This window comes from Cupriavidus sp. GW822-FHT02D05 (assembly GCF_058802485.1).
Window position 1 is genome coordinate 46,277 of the sequence record NZ_JBXAOE010000013.1, and the last position, 14,565, is coordinate 60,841.

Annotated in this window: 13 protein-coding genes; 6 read left to right on the top strand and 7 right to left on the bottom strand. The window is 66.3% G+C overall.

Features of this window, described 5'->3' with window-relative positions; genetic code table 11:
* The 3 genes from AC1RQK_RS18455 to AC1RQK_RS18465 are packed head-to-tail and all read left to right on the top strand — an operon-like array spanning position 1 to position 1,686.
* The gene (locus tag AC1RQK_RS18455; RefSeq protein WP_492374768.1) at positions 1-813 is read left to right on the top strand and encodes a GntR family transcriptional regulator; all 813 of its coding nucleotides are present in this window, start codon (positions 1-3) and stop codon (positions 811-813) included.
* 22 nt (positions 814-835) lie between these two features.
* Entirely contained in the window at positions 836-1,471 is a 636-nt protein-coding gene (locus tag AC1RQK_RS18460; protein WP_492374769.1) for a flavin reductase family protein, read from the top strand.
* A gap of 41 nt (positions 1,472-1,512) precedes the next feature.
* Positions 1,513-1,686, top strand: a complete 174-nt coding sequence (locus AC1RQK_RS18465; protein WP_492810395.1) for a hypothetical protein — start codon at positions 1,513-1,515, stop codon at positions 1,684-1,686.
* Positions 1,687-1,729: 43 nt separating this feature from the next.
* Here AC1RQK_RS18465 and AC1RQK_RS18470 read toward each other — a convergent pair whose 3' ends face one another.
* From AC1RQK_RS18470 to urtA, 7 genes are all read right to left on the bottom strand, one after another.
* The gene (locus AC1RQK_RS18470) at positions 1,730-2,143 is read right to left on the bottom strand and encodes a zinc ribbon domain-containing protein (protein ID WP_492810397.1); all 414 of its coding nucleotides are present in this window, start codon (positions 2,141-2,143) and stop codon (positions 1,730-1,732) included.
* Positions 2,143-3,372 carry a formamidase gene (fmdA, locus tag AC1RQK_RS18475; RefSeq protein ID WP_492374772.1) on the bottom strand — a complete coding sequence of 410 codons (1,230 nt, stop codon included), beginning with the start codon at positions 3,370-3,372 and terminating at the stop codon, positions 2,143-2,145. The genes AC1RQK_RS18470 and fmdA overlap by 1 nt, the downstream gene beginning before the upstream one ends.
* Before the next feature lie 82 nt (positions 3,373-3,454).
* The gene (urtE, locus tag AC1RQK_RS18480) at positions 3,455-4,144 is read right to left on the bottom strand and encodes an urea ABC transporter ATP-binding subunit UrtE (RefSeq protein ID WP_492810400.1); all 690 of its coding nucleotides are present in this window, start codon (positions 4,142-4,144) and stop codon (positions 3,455-3,457) included.
* A gap of 27 nt (positions 4,145-4,171) precedes the next feature.
* The gene (urtD, locus tag AC1RQK_RS18485) at positions 4,172-4,915 is read right to left on the bottom strand and encodes an urea ABC transporter ATP-binding protein UrtD (protein WP_492374774.1); all 744 of its coding nucleotides are present in this window, start codon (positions 4,913-4,915) and stop codon (positions 4,172-4,174) included.
* Between the two features lie 29 nt (positions 4,916-4,944).
* Positions 4,945-6,135 carry an urea ABC transporter permease subunit UrtC gene (gene urtC / locus AC1RQK_RS18490; RefSeq protein WP_492810402.1) on the bottom strand — a complete coding sequence of 397 codons (1,191 nt, stop codon included), beginning with the start codon at positions 6,133-6,135 and terminating at the stop codon, positions 4,945-4,947.
* Positions 6,136-6,179: 44 nt separating this feature from the next.
* Positions 6,180-7,094, bottom strand: a complete 915-nt coding sequence (gene urtB, locus AC1RQK_RS18495) for an urea ABC transporter permease subunit UrtB (RefSeq protein WP_492374776.1) — start codon at positions 7,092-7,094, stop codon at positions 6,180-6,182.
* A gap of 147 nt (positions 7,095-7,241) precedes the next feature.
* Positions 7,242-8,465, bottom strand: a complete 1,224-nt coding sequence (urtA, locus tag AC1RQK_RS18500) for an urea ABC transporter substrate-binding protein (RefSeq protein ID WP_492810538.1) — start codon at positions 8,463-8,465, stop codon at positions 7,242-7,244.
* Between the two features lie 339 nt (positions 8,466-8,804).
* Here urtA and AC1RQK_RS18505 point away from each other — a divergent pair, with 339 nt between their 5' ends.
* The 3 genes from AC1RQK_RS18505 (at position 8,805) to chrA (ending at position 14,563) form a co-directional block, all read left to right on the top strand.
* The gene (locus AC1RQK_RS18505) at positions 8,805-12,149 is read left to right on the top strand and encodes a hybrid sensor histidine kinase/response regulator (RefSeq protein ID WP_492374777.1); all 3,345 of its coding nucleotides are present in this window, start codon (positions 8,805-8,807) and stop codon (positions 12,147-12,149) included.
* Positions 12,133-13,017, top strand: coding sequence for a response regulator (locus AC1RQK_RS18510; RefSeq protein ID WP_492374778.1), 885 nt, complete (start codon positions 12,133-12,135; stop codon positions 13,015-13,017). Before AC1RQK_RS18505 ends, AC1RQK_RS18510 begins: the two co-directional genes overlap by 17 nt.
* A 184-nt stretch (positions 13,018-13,201) precedes the next feature.
* Complete coding sequence (chrA, locus tag AC1RQK_RS18515) at positions 13,202-14,563, top strand: chromate efflux transporter (RefSeq protein WP_492374779.1); 1,362 nt, start codon at positions 13,202-13,204, stop codon at positions 14,561-14,563.
* Positions 14,564-14,565 lie beyond the last annotated feature (2 nt).

Genomic DNA, 14,565 nt, shown 5'->3' on the forward strand with positions numbered 1-14,565 from the left:
ATGTCCCCGACCAACGTCATGCCTCGCATCGCCTCGCCCCGCACCGCCCAGCCGAAAGCGGCAACGCCAAAAGCCGTCAGACAGAAGCCCGACGCGGCGCCCGTTGCTGCAACCTCGAAGGACGCCGGCGCCGAGCTCGGCGGCGACGCTGACGCGCGCATCTACCAGTCCATCTTCGATGGCGTGCTCAACCACCGGCTCACGCCCGGCACCAAGCTGCCAGAGCCGGAGTTGTGCCAGTTGTTTGGCGTAGGCCGCGCGGTAGTGCGCCGCGTGCTGGAAAAACTGGCGCACGATGGCATTGTCGACCTGCGCCCCAACAAGGGCGCGGTCATCGCCGAGCCCACGCCGGCCGAGACCAGCCAGATCTTCGAAGCGCGCCGCGCCATGGAGCGCGTGCTGGTGGAGCTCGCCGTGGCTCGCGTCACGCCCGCCGACCTGCGCGAGCTACGCCAGCAACTGGCCGCCGAGCACGAGGCCATGCACCGCTTCGACCAGCCCTCATGGGCGCGGCTGGCAAGCGGCTTTCACCTGCGCATCGCCGCGCTCGCGCGCAACCCCGTGCTGCAGCGCTACCTCACTGAACTGGTCTCGCGTTGCTCGCTGATCGTCGGCCTGTACGAGCCGCCGGGCCATGCGCCCTGCGAGCACGACGAGCACGCCGCCATCGTGGACTGCATCGAGCGGCGCGACGCCACCGGCGCCGTCGAACGGATGGAGTCGCACCTGCGCGAGCTGGAGCAACGCATCGAAACGTCCCGCATGCAGGGCGAGAAGAGCCTTGCGCAGATGCTGGGCCTGGCCGGGGAGTAAGGCCGAATCACAGGAAACAAGCATGGAAATCGATTTCGAGGCCATCACCGAATACCAGCGCTACAAGCTGATGGCCAGCCTGATCGTGCCGCGCCCGATCGCACTGGTCACCACGCTGTCGGAAGACGGCACCGTCAATGCCGCGCCGTTCTCGATGTTCAACATGCTGGGCGAGGAGCCGCCCATCGTGATGATCAGCATCAACCGCCTGCACGACGGCGCGCTCAAGGACACCGCGGCCAATATCGTGCGCACCGGGGAGTTTGTCGTGCACCTGAGCGATGAAGCGATGGCGGAGAAGATGCATGGCTGCGGCGAGCGCTTGCCGCCGGAGCAGAGCGAGCTCGCACGCGTGGGGTTGACGTCGCTGCCATCGAGCGCGGTGGCGCCGCCGCGAATTGCCCAGGCGCCGGTGGCGTTCGAGTGCACCCTGTGGGAAACGCTGGAGACGACCAGCCGGCAGATTTTCATAGGCCGCGTGCTGCGGCTGCATGCGCGCGACGATCTGATCGATACGCAGGCCTGGCGCGTGCGGCTGCAGAACTACTTTCCGGTGGGACGATTCGGGGCCAGCTTCTACGTCACCACGCGGGATCGGTTCTCGATGGAGAAGGAAGCGGGCGTGGTGACGGCGACCACGGCGGTGGACGAGATGTGAGCTGGCTGCTCTTGCAACAGGGATCAATGGCTATGCATAAGATGTCAGATGAAGACTACTTCGAATCGAGCGATGGTTCGATAAGGATCTGGATCGAGCAAGATTCGTCCATCCAGATCAAGGTGGTTGCTAAACATGATGACCCCGTGGAGCTTTCGGCGCAGGAGGCTATTGCGTTGGCAACCGTGCTTCAAGCGTTTGCGGGGCGGATCTAGCCCAAGCGCAGGCCAATCACATCCGCCCGACCGGCACTGGCAGCTAGTGGCTGATCATCCAAGGACGCCCGGCAGGATTCCCCTTCGGCGCATTTGCCGCCGCCGCCGGCGCCCCGGCCAGGTTCACCTTTTTCCCACAACAGCCACACCCCGCCCCATGCCCACCGCGCGCCGACTCCCTCGGCGCAGCGGCACTGCGTTCATTAATCGCATGCGCTCGCCGCGATGCGGCCGGCATGCTGGCCAGCGATGGCGCCGCAACCAGCGCCCGTTCAGAGAAGCTGCCGCATGACGGGCAAGCGCAAGGCTCATCGCGCCGAGGGATGGGCCGCATCACGGCAAATACGCCGCAATCCTGGCAGCGGTAATCGTAGGTCGGCATCCGGCACTCTCCGCTAGTTGTTTCATGACAGGCAGCCGGGCACGCCATCGCGCGATGGCGCGTCCGGCAGGGCATCACACGTCCTGCGAGATCGGCAGATCCACATCGCCCCCGATGTGTTTGACGGGCCCTTGCGCGCTAGGTCGGATATCGAAGTCGAAGATCTGCGTCGGCAGCCACAGCGTGGCGCAGGCGTTGGGGATGTCGACCACGCCGCTGATGTGCCCTTGCACCGGCGCCGTCCCGAGGATCGAATAGGCCTGCGCCCGCGAGTAGCCGAACTTGGTCATGTACTCGATGGCATTCAAACAGGCTTGGCGATAGGCCACATGCACGTCCAGGTAATGCTGCTGGCCGGCTTCGTCCACCGAGATGCCTTCGAAGATCAGGTAGTCGTTGTAATTGGGCGTGATGGGGCTGGGCTTGAAGATCGGGTTCTTGATGCCGTACTTGGCCATGCCGCCCTTGATCAGCGACACGCGCATATGCACCCAGCCGGCCATCTCGATGGCGCCGCAGAAGGTGATTTCGCCATCGCCTTGCGAGAAGTGCAGGTCGCCTACCGACAGGCCGGCGCCATCGACATAGACCGGGAAATACACTTTGGCGCCGCGCGAGAGGTCCTTGATGTCGCAGTTGCCGCCATGTTCGCGGGGGGGCACGGTGCGGGCGCCGTGGGCAGCTGCCTGGTCGCGTGCGTCGCCTTGCAGGCGGCCCATGTGGGCGGTGGCGGCGAAGGGCGGGTTGGCCAGCGGCGGCACGCGGTCGGGTTCGGTGGCGATGAAGTCGATCTCGCGCTTGTTCCACGTCTCCAGCAGCGCCTTGTCCGGCATGCAGCCGATCAGGCCAGGGTGGATCAGGCCGGCGAAGTTGACGCCGGGGATGTGGCGCGAGGACGTGTAGAGGCCGTGGAAGTCCCAGATGGATTTTTGCGCGAGCGGGAAATGGTCGGTGAGGAAGCCGCCGCCGTTCTGCTTGGAGAAGAAACCGTTGAAACCCCACTGGCTCTCCGCCTTGGCGCCGATATCTAGCAGGTCCACCACCAGCAGGTCGCCGGGCTCGGCGCCTTCCACGCCGACGGGGCCGGTCAGGAAGTGGACGATGGACAGATCGATATCGCGGACGTCGTCGGCGGAGTCGTTGTTCTTGATGAAGCCACCGGTCCAGTCGTAGGTTTCCAGGATGAAGTCCTCGCCAGGCTTGACCCAGCAGGCCATCGGGATGTCCGGGTGCCAGCGATTGTGGACGTTGGGATTCTCGTACGGGGATTCGGCCAGATCGACCTTGATCAGTGTGTCCGTCATGACATGCCTCCTGATGGGTGTTGGGTGTGAAGAAGGTGAAGAAGGTGAGGAAGGTGAAGCAATCGCAGAAAAACGCCGCTGCCTAGACCGACAGCAGTTGCCGGATGCGCTCGACATCGGTGCCGTCGCGGTGCGTCTCGTGCACGAAGCGGCCCCCTTCGATCACCAGCAAGCGGTCCGCCACGTCGAGCGCAAAGCTGAGCACCTGCTCGGAGAGGACGATGGTGATGTCGCGCGTGCGGCGGATCTCGTTGAGCGCACGCGCGATGTCCTTGATGATCGATGGCTGGATGCCTTCGGTGGGCTCGTCCAGCAGCAGCACCTTGGGGTTGGCCACCAGCGCGCGCGCAATCGCCAGTTGCTGCTGTTGCCCGCCGGAGAGGTTGCCGCCCTTGCGCCGGCGCATGTCGAACAGCACCGGGAACATGGCGAAGATATCCTCGGGGATACGGCGGCTCCTGCCTTGCTCCATGCCGGTGAGGATGTTCTCTTCCACCGTGAGGTGCGAGAAGATCATGCGGCCTTGCGGCACGTAGGCCAGGCCCGCGCGCACGCGACGGTAGCTTTCGTCCTGCGCCACGTCGCGGCCATCCACGCAGACCTGGCCGGAGCGCACGGGCAGCATGCCGATCATGGCCTTGAAGAGCGTGGTCTTGCCCATGCCGTTGCGACCCACGATGGCGATCGTCTCGCCTTGCGCGGCGGCGAAAGACACCCCGTGCAGCGCTTCGCTTTGGCCGTAGTTCACGACCACGTTGTCGACTGTGAGCATGCTGCTCTCCTAGGGTTTGGTGTCAGATCAGTGGCCAAGATAAACGTCGATCACGCGCGGATCGTTCTGCACCTGCTCCATCGAGCCTTCGGCGAGGATCTTGCCCTGGTGCATTACGGTGACCTTGTCGGCAATGCGCTTGACGAAGTCCATGTCGTGCTCGATCACGATCACCGCGCGGCCTCGGCTGATGCGCTTGAGCAACTCGGCGGTCTGCTCGCGCTCGCGCACGCTCATGCCGGCAATGGGCTCGTCCAGCATCAGCAGTTGCGGCTCCTGCATCAACAGCATGCCGATCTCCAGCCACTGCTTCTGTCCATGCGAGAGTTGCGCGGCTTCGCGCTCCAGCGCATCGGCCAGGCCGATCTCGGCGGCTACGTCGGCCACGCGCTGGCGCACCTCGGGCGTGGTGCGGAAGCTCAGCGCGCCGAACACACCACGGCTGCGGGGGAACGACACGGCCAGGTTCTGGAACACGCTCAAGTTCTCGTAGATGGAGGGTGTCTGGAACTTGCGGCCCACTCCGGCGCGCACGATCTGGTATTCGGGCAGGCCGGTCATCTCGCGGTTGCGGAATTTGATGCTGCCGCCGGTGGCGCGGGTCTTGCCGCAGACCAGGTCGAGCAGCGTGGTCTTGCCGGCGCCGTTGGGGCCGATGATCACGCGCAGTTCGTCTCGATCCACATAGAGCGTTAGCTTGTCGATGGCGCGAAAGCCATCGAAGGACACGGTCAGGTCCTCCACCGCCAGCATGAAATCGGTATTGCTCATGGTGTCTTCCTCGCTTCGGACGGATGGCTTCAAGCGGTACGGCCGGGGATGTCTTCGGCGGGCGGCGTCGCCGTGGCCGGCTCGGCCGAATTGGCAGAATTGGCAGAATTGGCCGGCTGCGACGGGCTTGCGACGGCTTTGCGCCGCGACATGTATTTGCTATAGAGCCCGGCCAGCCCGTCGGGGAAGGCCACCACCACGCCAATAAACAGCGCCGCCATCAGGAACAGCCACAGGTCGGGGAAGCTCTCGGAAAAATACGTCTTGCCAAAGTTGACCAGCAGCGTGCCCCACACCGCGCCCACCAGGCTCATGCGCCCGCCCACCGCCGCGTAGATCACCATCTCGATGGAGGGCACGATGCCGACGAACGACGGCGACATGAAGCCCACCTGCAGCGTGAACAGCGCGCCGCCCACCGCGGACAGCGCCGCCGCCAGGCAGAACACGAAGACCTTGAACATTGCCACGTCATAGCCGGAGAAGCGCACGCGGTCTTCCTTGTCGCGCATCGCCAGCAGCAGCACGCCGAGCTTGCTGCGCTGGATCCAGCGGCACAGGGCGATGGCGCCGAACAGTAGCACCACGTTGGCGAAGTACAGGATCACCTTGGCGCTGTCGCTGCGGATGTCCCAGCCCAGCATGGTCTTGAGATCGGTGATGCCGTTCACGCCGCCGGTAAAGCCTTGCTGGCCGATGATCAGCACCGAGAGGATCAGCGCCACCGCCTGCGTGATGATGGCGAAATACACCCCGCCCACGCGCCGCCGGAACATGGCAAAGCTGACGATGAAGGCGAGCGCCACCGGCACCGCGATCACGCCGGCCAGCGCGAGGGGCAGGTGGCGGAACGGCTCCCACCACCAAGGCAGCGCGGTGATCTGGTTCCAGTCCATGAAGTCAGGAATGCCGGGCGTGGACTGGATCGCGGTGCTCTTCACGTCGGACGCTTCGAGCTTAAGGAACATCGCCATGGCGTAGCCGCCCAGGCCGAAGAACACGCCCTGGCCAAGGCTCAGCACGCCGCCGTAGCCCCACAGCATGACCAGGCCTATGGCGACGAAGGCGTAGCTCAGGTACTTGCCGACGAGGTTGAGGCGGAACACGTCGAGCGCCAGCGGCATGATCACCAGCAGCACTACGGCCAGCACCAGGTGGCCGGCGAGTTCGCCGCGCAGAAATCGGCGTGCCGCAGGCGCGGCGGAAGAGGAGGGTGACATCACAAGCTCCTGTGCAGTGCTTAACGTCTTGTTGAGGGGTGTTGTCAACGCCGCACCGCCGGCGCAAACAGGCCTTGCGGGCGGATCATCAGGATCGTCACGATCAGCAGCAGCGTCAGCACGCGCGCCATCGAGCCGGTGAGGAAGAACTCGCTGATCGATTGCGCCTGGGCAATGCCGAAGGCCGACGCCACCGTGCCGAGCAGGCTCGCCGCGCCGCCGAATGTGACCACCAGGAAGGAGTCGACGATGTAGAGCGAGCCGCTGGTGGGCCCGGTGGAGCCGATGGTGGTAAATGCCGCGCCCGCCACGCCGGCGATGCCGCAGCCGATGGCAAAGGTGAGGCGGTCGGTGCGCCGCGTGTTGATGCCGGCCGCGTTGGCCATGGCGCGGTTGAGCGTGGTGGCGCGCACCCGCAGGCCCCAGCGCGAGCGGTACAGCGCCAGCCACACCATGCCGGTGACGAACAGCGTCAGCGCCATCACGAACATGCCGTTGATGGGAATATCCAGCCCCTGCGCCGGCGCCCACGAACCCATCAGCCATTCGGGCAGGGTGGGGCTGACCTCCTTGGGGCCGAAGGTGGAGCGGAAGGTCTGCTGCATGCCGAGTGACAGGCCCCAGGTTGCGAGAAGGGTATCGAGCGGGCGGCGATAGAGGTGACGGATCAGCGCCCATTCGGCCAGCCAGCCCGCGCAGAACGCAAGGGCGAACGCCGCGCCGATCGCCAGCGGAAAGTAGTAAGGCATCCACGACGGCGCAAGGCGCTCGGTCAGCGTGGAAGCCAGGAAGATGGTGTAGGCGCCGATCGTCATGAACTCGCCGTGGGCCATGTTGATTACGCCCATCTGGCCGAAGATGATGGCCAGGCCCAGCGCCATCAGCAGCAGCACCGAGAACAGGCTCAGGCCGGCAAAGCCCTGCATGAGGCCGATATTCAGCATGTCGGATAGGTTCATCGTGCGCTCCGCCATCGGTAGAAGATAAGTTCGCCAGCTGTGCAAAACGAAGCCGGCAAGATGCGCCAAAGCCGTCTGCCATGACGACGGCTTTTACTCCTTCTCCCCTCAAGGGGAGAGGGAGTAAATCAACGTGGACCAATCCGCTTACTGGTAGCCCTTCGGGAACGGATTGGGCGGGATCAGCGAAGGCGATTCCGCCACCACCTTGAACTGCCCGTCCAGCTGCGCCAGGCCCACGCGCGTCTTGCTCCACAGGTGGTGGTTGGGGTCGACCTTCACATAGCCTTCCGGCGCGGTCTTCAGCTCGATGCCGGGGGAAGCGGCAACCACCTTGTCGATGTCGAAGGAGCCGGCCTTCTCCACCGCGGCCTTCCACAACCAGGGGCCGAGGTAAGCGGCCTGCGTCACGTCGCCGATCACGGACTTGGCGCCGTACCTGGTCTTGAACGCATCGACGAAGGACTTGTTGTTGGCGTTGTCGAGCGACTGGAAGTACTTCATGGCCGCATAGAAGCCGGCGATGTTCTCGCCGCCGATGCCCAGCACTTCATCCTCGGTCACAGAGATGGTCAGCAGGAACTGCTTGTCGGCGGTGATGCCCGCGGCCTTGAGCTGTTTGTAGAAGGCCACGTTGGAGCCCCCCACCACGATGGCGTAGATGCAGTCCGGCTTGGCGATCTTGATCTTGTTGATCAGCGAGTTGAAGTTGGTGTGGCCGAGTGGGTAGTACTCCTCGCCCACCACCTTGAGCTTCTGGAAGTTCTCGATGTGCTTGCGCGCGATCTTGTTGGAGGTGCGAGGCCAGATGTAGTCGGAGCCGATCAGGAAGAAGCTCTTGGCGTTCTTCTGCTTTGCCGCCCAGTCCAGGCCCCAGATGATCTGCTGCGTGGCTTCCTGGCCGGTGTAGATGACGTTTTTCGATTGCTCCAGCCCTTCGTAGAACGTCGGGTAGTAGAGCAGGCCGTTCTCCTTTTCGAAGATCGGCAGCACGGCTTTGCGCGAGGCGGAGGTCCAGCAGCCGAACACGGCCGCCACGCGGTCGTTGACCAGCAGCTTCTTGGATTTCTCGGCGAAGGTGGGCCAGTCGGAGGCGCCGTCTTCCTTGATGACCTTGATCTTGCGGCCGAGGATGCCACCCGCCGCGTTGATCTGGTCGATGGCCAGTTGCTCGGCCTGGATCGAGCCGGTCTCGGAAATCGCCATGGTGCCGGTGGCCGAGTGCAGCTGGCCCACGATGACCTCGGTGTCGGTGACGGCCAGCCTGGTGGTGTTGGCAACGGCGGTCGGCACCGCCGCGCGTGCCGAGCCGCTGAGGCCGGCCACGCCGGCGAGCGACAGGGCCGGCAGCGCGGCCAGGCCCTGCATCATGCGCCGGCGCTGCCGCGAGACCGCGCCGGCGGCATCGGTACGGGTATCGGCATCTTGGGAAGAAAGGGACCCGTTCGTTTCTTTGTCACGCATGATCGACGCTCCTTGGAGGCGTGGTGAGGTAAGACGGCGTTGGCCGGTTAGCGGTGGCTGTGAATGACCCTGCGGCTGGATCATGGTGCAGCGCAGCGCTAGCTTCCATACGTCATTCAACGTACGTGCATGCGCCCCCCGGGCGAGTGACGGGCGTTACGATTGGTGCCCTTCACCACGGTGCTCGGCACAGCTCTTGCATCTGCCGACACGCCCACGCGCGCACCCTCCGGAGTCACCGCCCCCATGCCAGCCGCCAGCCAGCCCGTACAGCGCATCAGCAAGATCCGGCGCGACTACAACCGCTGGGTCGCCGACGAGACGCTGGAGGACTACGCGCTGCGTTTTGCACCAAGGACGTTCCGCAAGTGGAGCGCATTTCGCGTGGCCAATACCGCTTTTGGTGCAGTGGCCTTCCTGGCGCTGGAGGCGATCGGTGCGGCCATCACGCTGAGCTACGGCTTTACCAATGCGATGTGGGCCATCGGCGTGGTGAGCCTGGTGATCTTCCTGACCGGGCTGCCGATCTCTTATTACGCGGCCCGCAACGGCGTTGACATGGACCTGCTGGCGCGCGGCGCGGGTTTTGGCTATCTCGGCTCCACCATCACGTCGCTGATCTACGCCAGCTTCACCTTTATCTTCTTTGCGCTGGAGGCGGCCATCATGGCGCAGGCCTTCGAGCTGCTGTTCGGGCTGCCGCGCGCGCTGGGCTACCTGCTGTCGGCGATGGTGGTGATCCCGCTGGTCACGCACGGCGTCACGCTGATCTCGCGCATCCAGTTGTGGACCCAGCCGGCATGGCTGTTGCTGCTGGCGCTGCCCTACGCGGTGATCTGGTGGCGCGAGCCGGGGCTCTACACGGATTTCCTTTCCTTCAACGGACGCCTGGCCGAAGGCGATGGCTTCTCGTGGCATGCCTTCGGCGCCGCCGCCACGGTCACCGCCGCGCTGATCGCGCAGATTGGCGAGCAGGTGGATTTCCTGCGCTTCATGCCGGAACTCACGCCGAGCAACCGCTGGCGCTGGTGGAGCGCGTTGATTGCCGCCGGCCCGGGCTGGATCGTGCTGGGCGCGGCCAAGATGGCGGGCGGGGCATTTCTCGCCTTTGTGGCGTTGCAGGCCGAGGTGCCGATCTCGCACGCGCTGGAGCCCACGCAGATGTACCTGGCCGGTTTCTCGCGCGCGCTTGGGCGAGCGTGGCCGGGCTGGGTGGCGGTGGTGCTGACCGGGCTGTTCGTGCTGCTGTCGCAGACCAAGATCAACATCACCAATGCGTATGCCGGATCGCTGGCGTGGTCGAACGTGTTCGCGCGGCTCACGCACAGCCATCCCGGCCGCGTGGTGTGGCTGGCGTTCAATGTACTGATTGCCGTGATGCTGATGGCCATGGGCGTGTTTGAGGCGCTGGAGCAGGTGCTGGCGCTCTACGCGCACCTGGCGGTGGCGTGGGTCGGCGCCATCGTCGGGGATCTCCTCATCAGCAAGCCGCTCGGGCTGTCGCCGCGCACCATTGAGTTTCGCCGCGCCTACCTGTTCGATATCAACCCGGCTGGCTTCGGCGCCATGATGATGGCCTCGGCAGGATCGATGCTGGTCCACCTGGGTGCGTTCGGCGAGACGTTGCGCCCGGCGTCGATCGGGGTGGCGCTGGTGCTGGCCATCGTCATCCCGCCGCTGATCGCGTTCGCCACGCAAAGCCGCTATTTCATCGCGCGCACACCAGTGGATTTTGGCCCGCGCCACAAGGTGGTCCGCTGCACCATCTGCCGCAATCCGTTCGAGGTGGAAGACGTGGCTGCCTGCCCGGCGTATCGCGGGCCGATCTGCTCGCTGTGCTGCACGCTGGACGCGCGGTGCGGGGACCGCTGCAAGCCCGGCGCCAGCGCGCAGGAGCAGATCGTCACCGCGCTCACGCGGGTGCTGCCGGTCGGCACGCCGCCGGTGATGGCGCGCCGCATCGGCCAGTTCTGCCTGGTGCTGGCCGGCATGGTGTTTGTGTTCGGCACCTTCCTGTGGCTGCTGTACACGCAGGAGCAGTTGTCGGGCGCGCTGGCCGCGTTGCCACGCACGGGGCTGTTCATCAAGATCTTCGCCGGGCTGCTGCTGTTCGCGGCGGTGGCCGCGTGGTGGCTGGTGCTGGCCAACGAGAGCCGGGGCGTGGCGCAGGAGGAGTCGGAGCGGCAGAACATGCTGCTGCAAAAGGAAATCGATGCGCACCGCCACACCGACGCGCTGCTGCAAGGTGCCAAGGAGGTCGCGGAGAAAGCCAACCTGGCCAAGAGCCGCTTTATCACCGGCATGAGCCACGAGATGCGCGCCGGGCTGAACTCCATCCTCGGCTACTCGCAACTGCTGTTGCGCGCGGGGCCGCTGCCGCCCGCGTTGCGCGAGGACGTGCGCACCATCGGGCGTGCGGGAGAGCATCTTTCCAGCTTGGTCGATGGCTTGCTGGAGCTGTCTCGCATCGAGGCTGGCAAGCTGCGCCTGGCGCAGGAGGCGGTGGCGCTGGAGGGCTTGTTCGGCGAACTGGTGCGGATGTTCCGGCCGCTCGCTGCGGCGCGCGGGCTGGCTTTTCACTACCGCGTTGAAGGCGTGCTGCCCACGCACGTGCACGGGGATCCGAAGCGGCTGCGCCAGATCGTCATCAACCTGGTCAGCAACGCCATCAAGTTCACCGAGCAGGGTGCCGTCACGCTGGCCGTGCGGCACCAGCGCGAGATGGCCACCATCGTGGTAAGCGACACCGGCCCCGGCATCGACGCCGCGGACCAGGAGCGCATCTTCGATCCCTTCGAGCGCGCCGGCGGCCACGACGACCGCGATGGCATCGGGCTGGGCCTGGCCATCGTGCGGCTGCTGGCCGACCTGATGGGCGGCGAGATCCGCGTGCGCAGCGCGCCCGGCGCCGGCAGCGAGTTCACGGCGCGGCTCTACCTGCCGACGGTGACGGCGCCGGTGGCGCGCAGGCCCGCGGCGGTGGGCACGCGGTTGCCGGCCGATGCGCGCGTGCTGGTGGTGGACGATCGCGCGGCGCATCGCGCGGTGCTGCTCGGTTTCCTGGCGCCGCTGGGGCTCGTGGTCGATGCGGTGGGCGAGGGCGCGGCGGTGCTGCCCGCGGTGCAGCGCCTGGACCCGCAACTGGTGCTGCTGGACCTGAACCTGCCCGATGCATCCGGCTGGGACCTGTGCCGCCTGCTGCGCGCGCTGCCGCGTGCCCCGCTGGTGGTGATCGTCTCGGCCAACGCGCACGAGAACACCGAGGAGGCGCGCGCCACGCACGGCTATTTTGCCTTTGTCAGCAAACCGGTGCGCGAGCCCGAACTGATCGAGGTGGTGCGGCGCGCGCTGGCCAGCGTGGCGCTGCGCGAGAGCGCGGCGGCTGCATTGCCATCCTCGGAGCTCCTGCGCGAGTTGCTGCTGCTCGGGGCCACCGGCCGCCAGCGCGCGCTGGAGGCGCAGCTGTCCGAGCTGGCCGAAGGCACGGACGCAGCCGCCGCATGGGCGGCGCGCATGCTCGCGCTGGCACGCATCGACGGCGCTGCACTGACACATTCACTTGGCGAGGCGCTCCATGATTCCCGTTCCTGAGCTGCAGACCCGCGTGCTGGTGGTGGACGACAACGCCGACGCGCGCGGCTTGCTCACCCGCGCCCTCGGCGGCGAAGCCATGGCGGTGCACGCCGCCCACAGCGGCAACGCCGCGCTCGACGCGCTGGCGTTCTTCGAGCCGGACGCGGTGCTGCTCGACGTGGACATGCCGGGCATGGATGGCTTTGCCACCTGCGCGGCGCTGATGGACCGTCACGCCGATCTGCCGGTGATCTTCATGACGGGGCTGGGCGAGACCGGTCACATCGTGCGCGGTTTCGAGGTGGGCGCGTGCGACTACGTGACCAAGCCGGTGGCGATTGCCGAAGTGGTGGCGCGGGTGCGCTCGCACGCGGCCAAGGCGCGGCTGGCGCGCAGTGCGCGCGCGGCGGTGCTGAGCAGCACGGTCGCGATGCTGGCGGCGGATGCGGGCGGGCAGCTGATGTGGATGAACGCTAGCGCGGCAGCCCTGCTGCAGACACAGGGCTGGGCGCAGGGGCTGCCGGGCGAGATGTTGCCAGCGCAGCTGGTGGCTACGCTGTGGGCATTGCAGGAAAACGCAAGCATGCAGGGCCTGCCGCTGGGCGGACTGCGCCTGCGCAGGCTGACCGCCGTGACGGCAGGCGTGATGGTGGTGGAACTGGCCGCGCAGGCGGCAACGAGCGAATCGGCGGCGCCAAGCGAGTTGACTCCACGCGAGGCGGAGGTGATGGTGTGGGTGGCGCGCGGCAAGACCAACCGCGACGTGGCCGAGATCCTGGGCATGAGTCCGCGCACGGTCAACAAGCATCTCGAGCACATCTACGAGAAGCTCGGCGTGGAAACCCGCACAGCTGCCGTTGCGGCCGCGCAGCGCGCTCTGGGCTAGGTCAGAGCTTCCGGTGTGAGCAGGTGTGATCAGGCGTGGCGGTGGTGCGCCCTGGCCGCGCCGTCATGATCGCGGGCCGTATCCTCCATGCGGCCGCGTGGGTGATTGGCAGCATGCTGACACAAGCCTCTGCTATCTTTAGGCACCCAGCCCGTTGCTGGACACCATTCCCACATCGGCTCCCATGCAAGCTACGACCACCACGCCAGACACCGCCGCCCCGGCCGCCATCACCTTGCGCCAGGCATTCTGGTACTGGCTCAAGCTGGGCTTCATCAGCTTTGGCGGCCCGGCCGGGCAGATCGCCATCATGCACGAGGACCTGGTCGAACGGCGACGATGGATCTCCGAGAGCCGTTTCCTGCACGCGCTTAATTACTGCATGGTGCTGCCCGGGCCAGAGGCGCAGCAGCTGGCAACGTATATCGGCTGGCTGATGCACCGCACCTGGGGCGGGGTGATCGCGGGCGGGCTGTTCGTGCTGCCCTCGTTGCTGATCCTGATGCTGCTGTCGTGGATCTACATGCGCTTTGGCGAGGTGCCGGCGGTGGCGGGGGTGCTGTATGGCATCAAGCCGGCGGTAACGGCCATCGTGATGTCGGCGGCGTGGCGCATCGGCTCGCGGGCGCTGAAGAACAGCTGGCTGTGGGCGATCGCGGCGGCTTCGTTCGTCGCCATCTTCGCGCTGGAATTGCCGTTCCCGGTCATCGTGCTGGTCGCGGCCTTGATCGGCTACGCGGGCGGCCGGTTCGCGCCGGCGCGCTTTGCCAGCGGGGGTGGCCATGGCGCGGGCAAGACCGGTTTTGGCCCCGCGCTGTTGGACGACCACACGCCCACGCCGCAGCATGCGATGTTTACCTGGAAGCGCTTCGGGCTGGTGCTGGCGGTGTTCCTCGCGATCTGGGGGCTGGCGCTGGGCGCGCTGGCCTGGCGCTACGGCTGGCAGGGCACGCTCACGCAAATGGGCTGGTTCTTCACCAAGGCCGCGCTGATGACCTTTGGCGGTGCCTATGCGGTGCTGCCCTATGTCAACCAGGGCGCGGTGGCGCACTACCACTGGCTTAGCGCGCCGCAGATGATCGACGGCCTGGCGCTGGGCGAAACCACGCCCGGCCCGCTCATCATGGTGGTGGCCTTCGTTGGCTTCGTCGGCGGCTGGACGCAGGCGGTGTTCGGTGCCGATGCGGTGGTGGCGTCGGCCGTGGCGGCGGCGACGGTGGTGACGTTCTTCACCTTCCTGCCGTCGTTCCTGTTCATCCTGCTGGGCGGGCCGTTCGTGGAGAGCACGCACGGCAACCTGAAGTTCACCGCGCCGCTGACTGCCATCACGGCGGCGGTGGTTGGCGTGATCGTCAACCTGGCGGTGTTCTTTGCCTATCACGTGCTGTGGCCCGCCGGGCTGCAAGGGCGCTTCGAGTGGCCGTGCGCGCTGATCGGACTGGCCGCGGCGGTGGCGTTGTTCCGCTTCAAGGCCGGCGTGATCCCGGTCATCCTCGCTTGCGGAGGCGCCGGGCTGGCGCTGGTGTTCGCGCGCGGCATGGCCTGAGC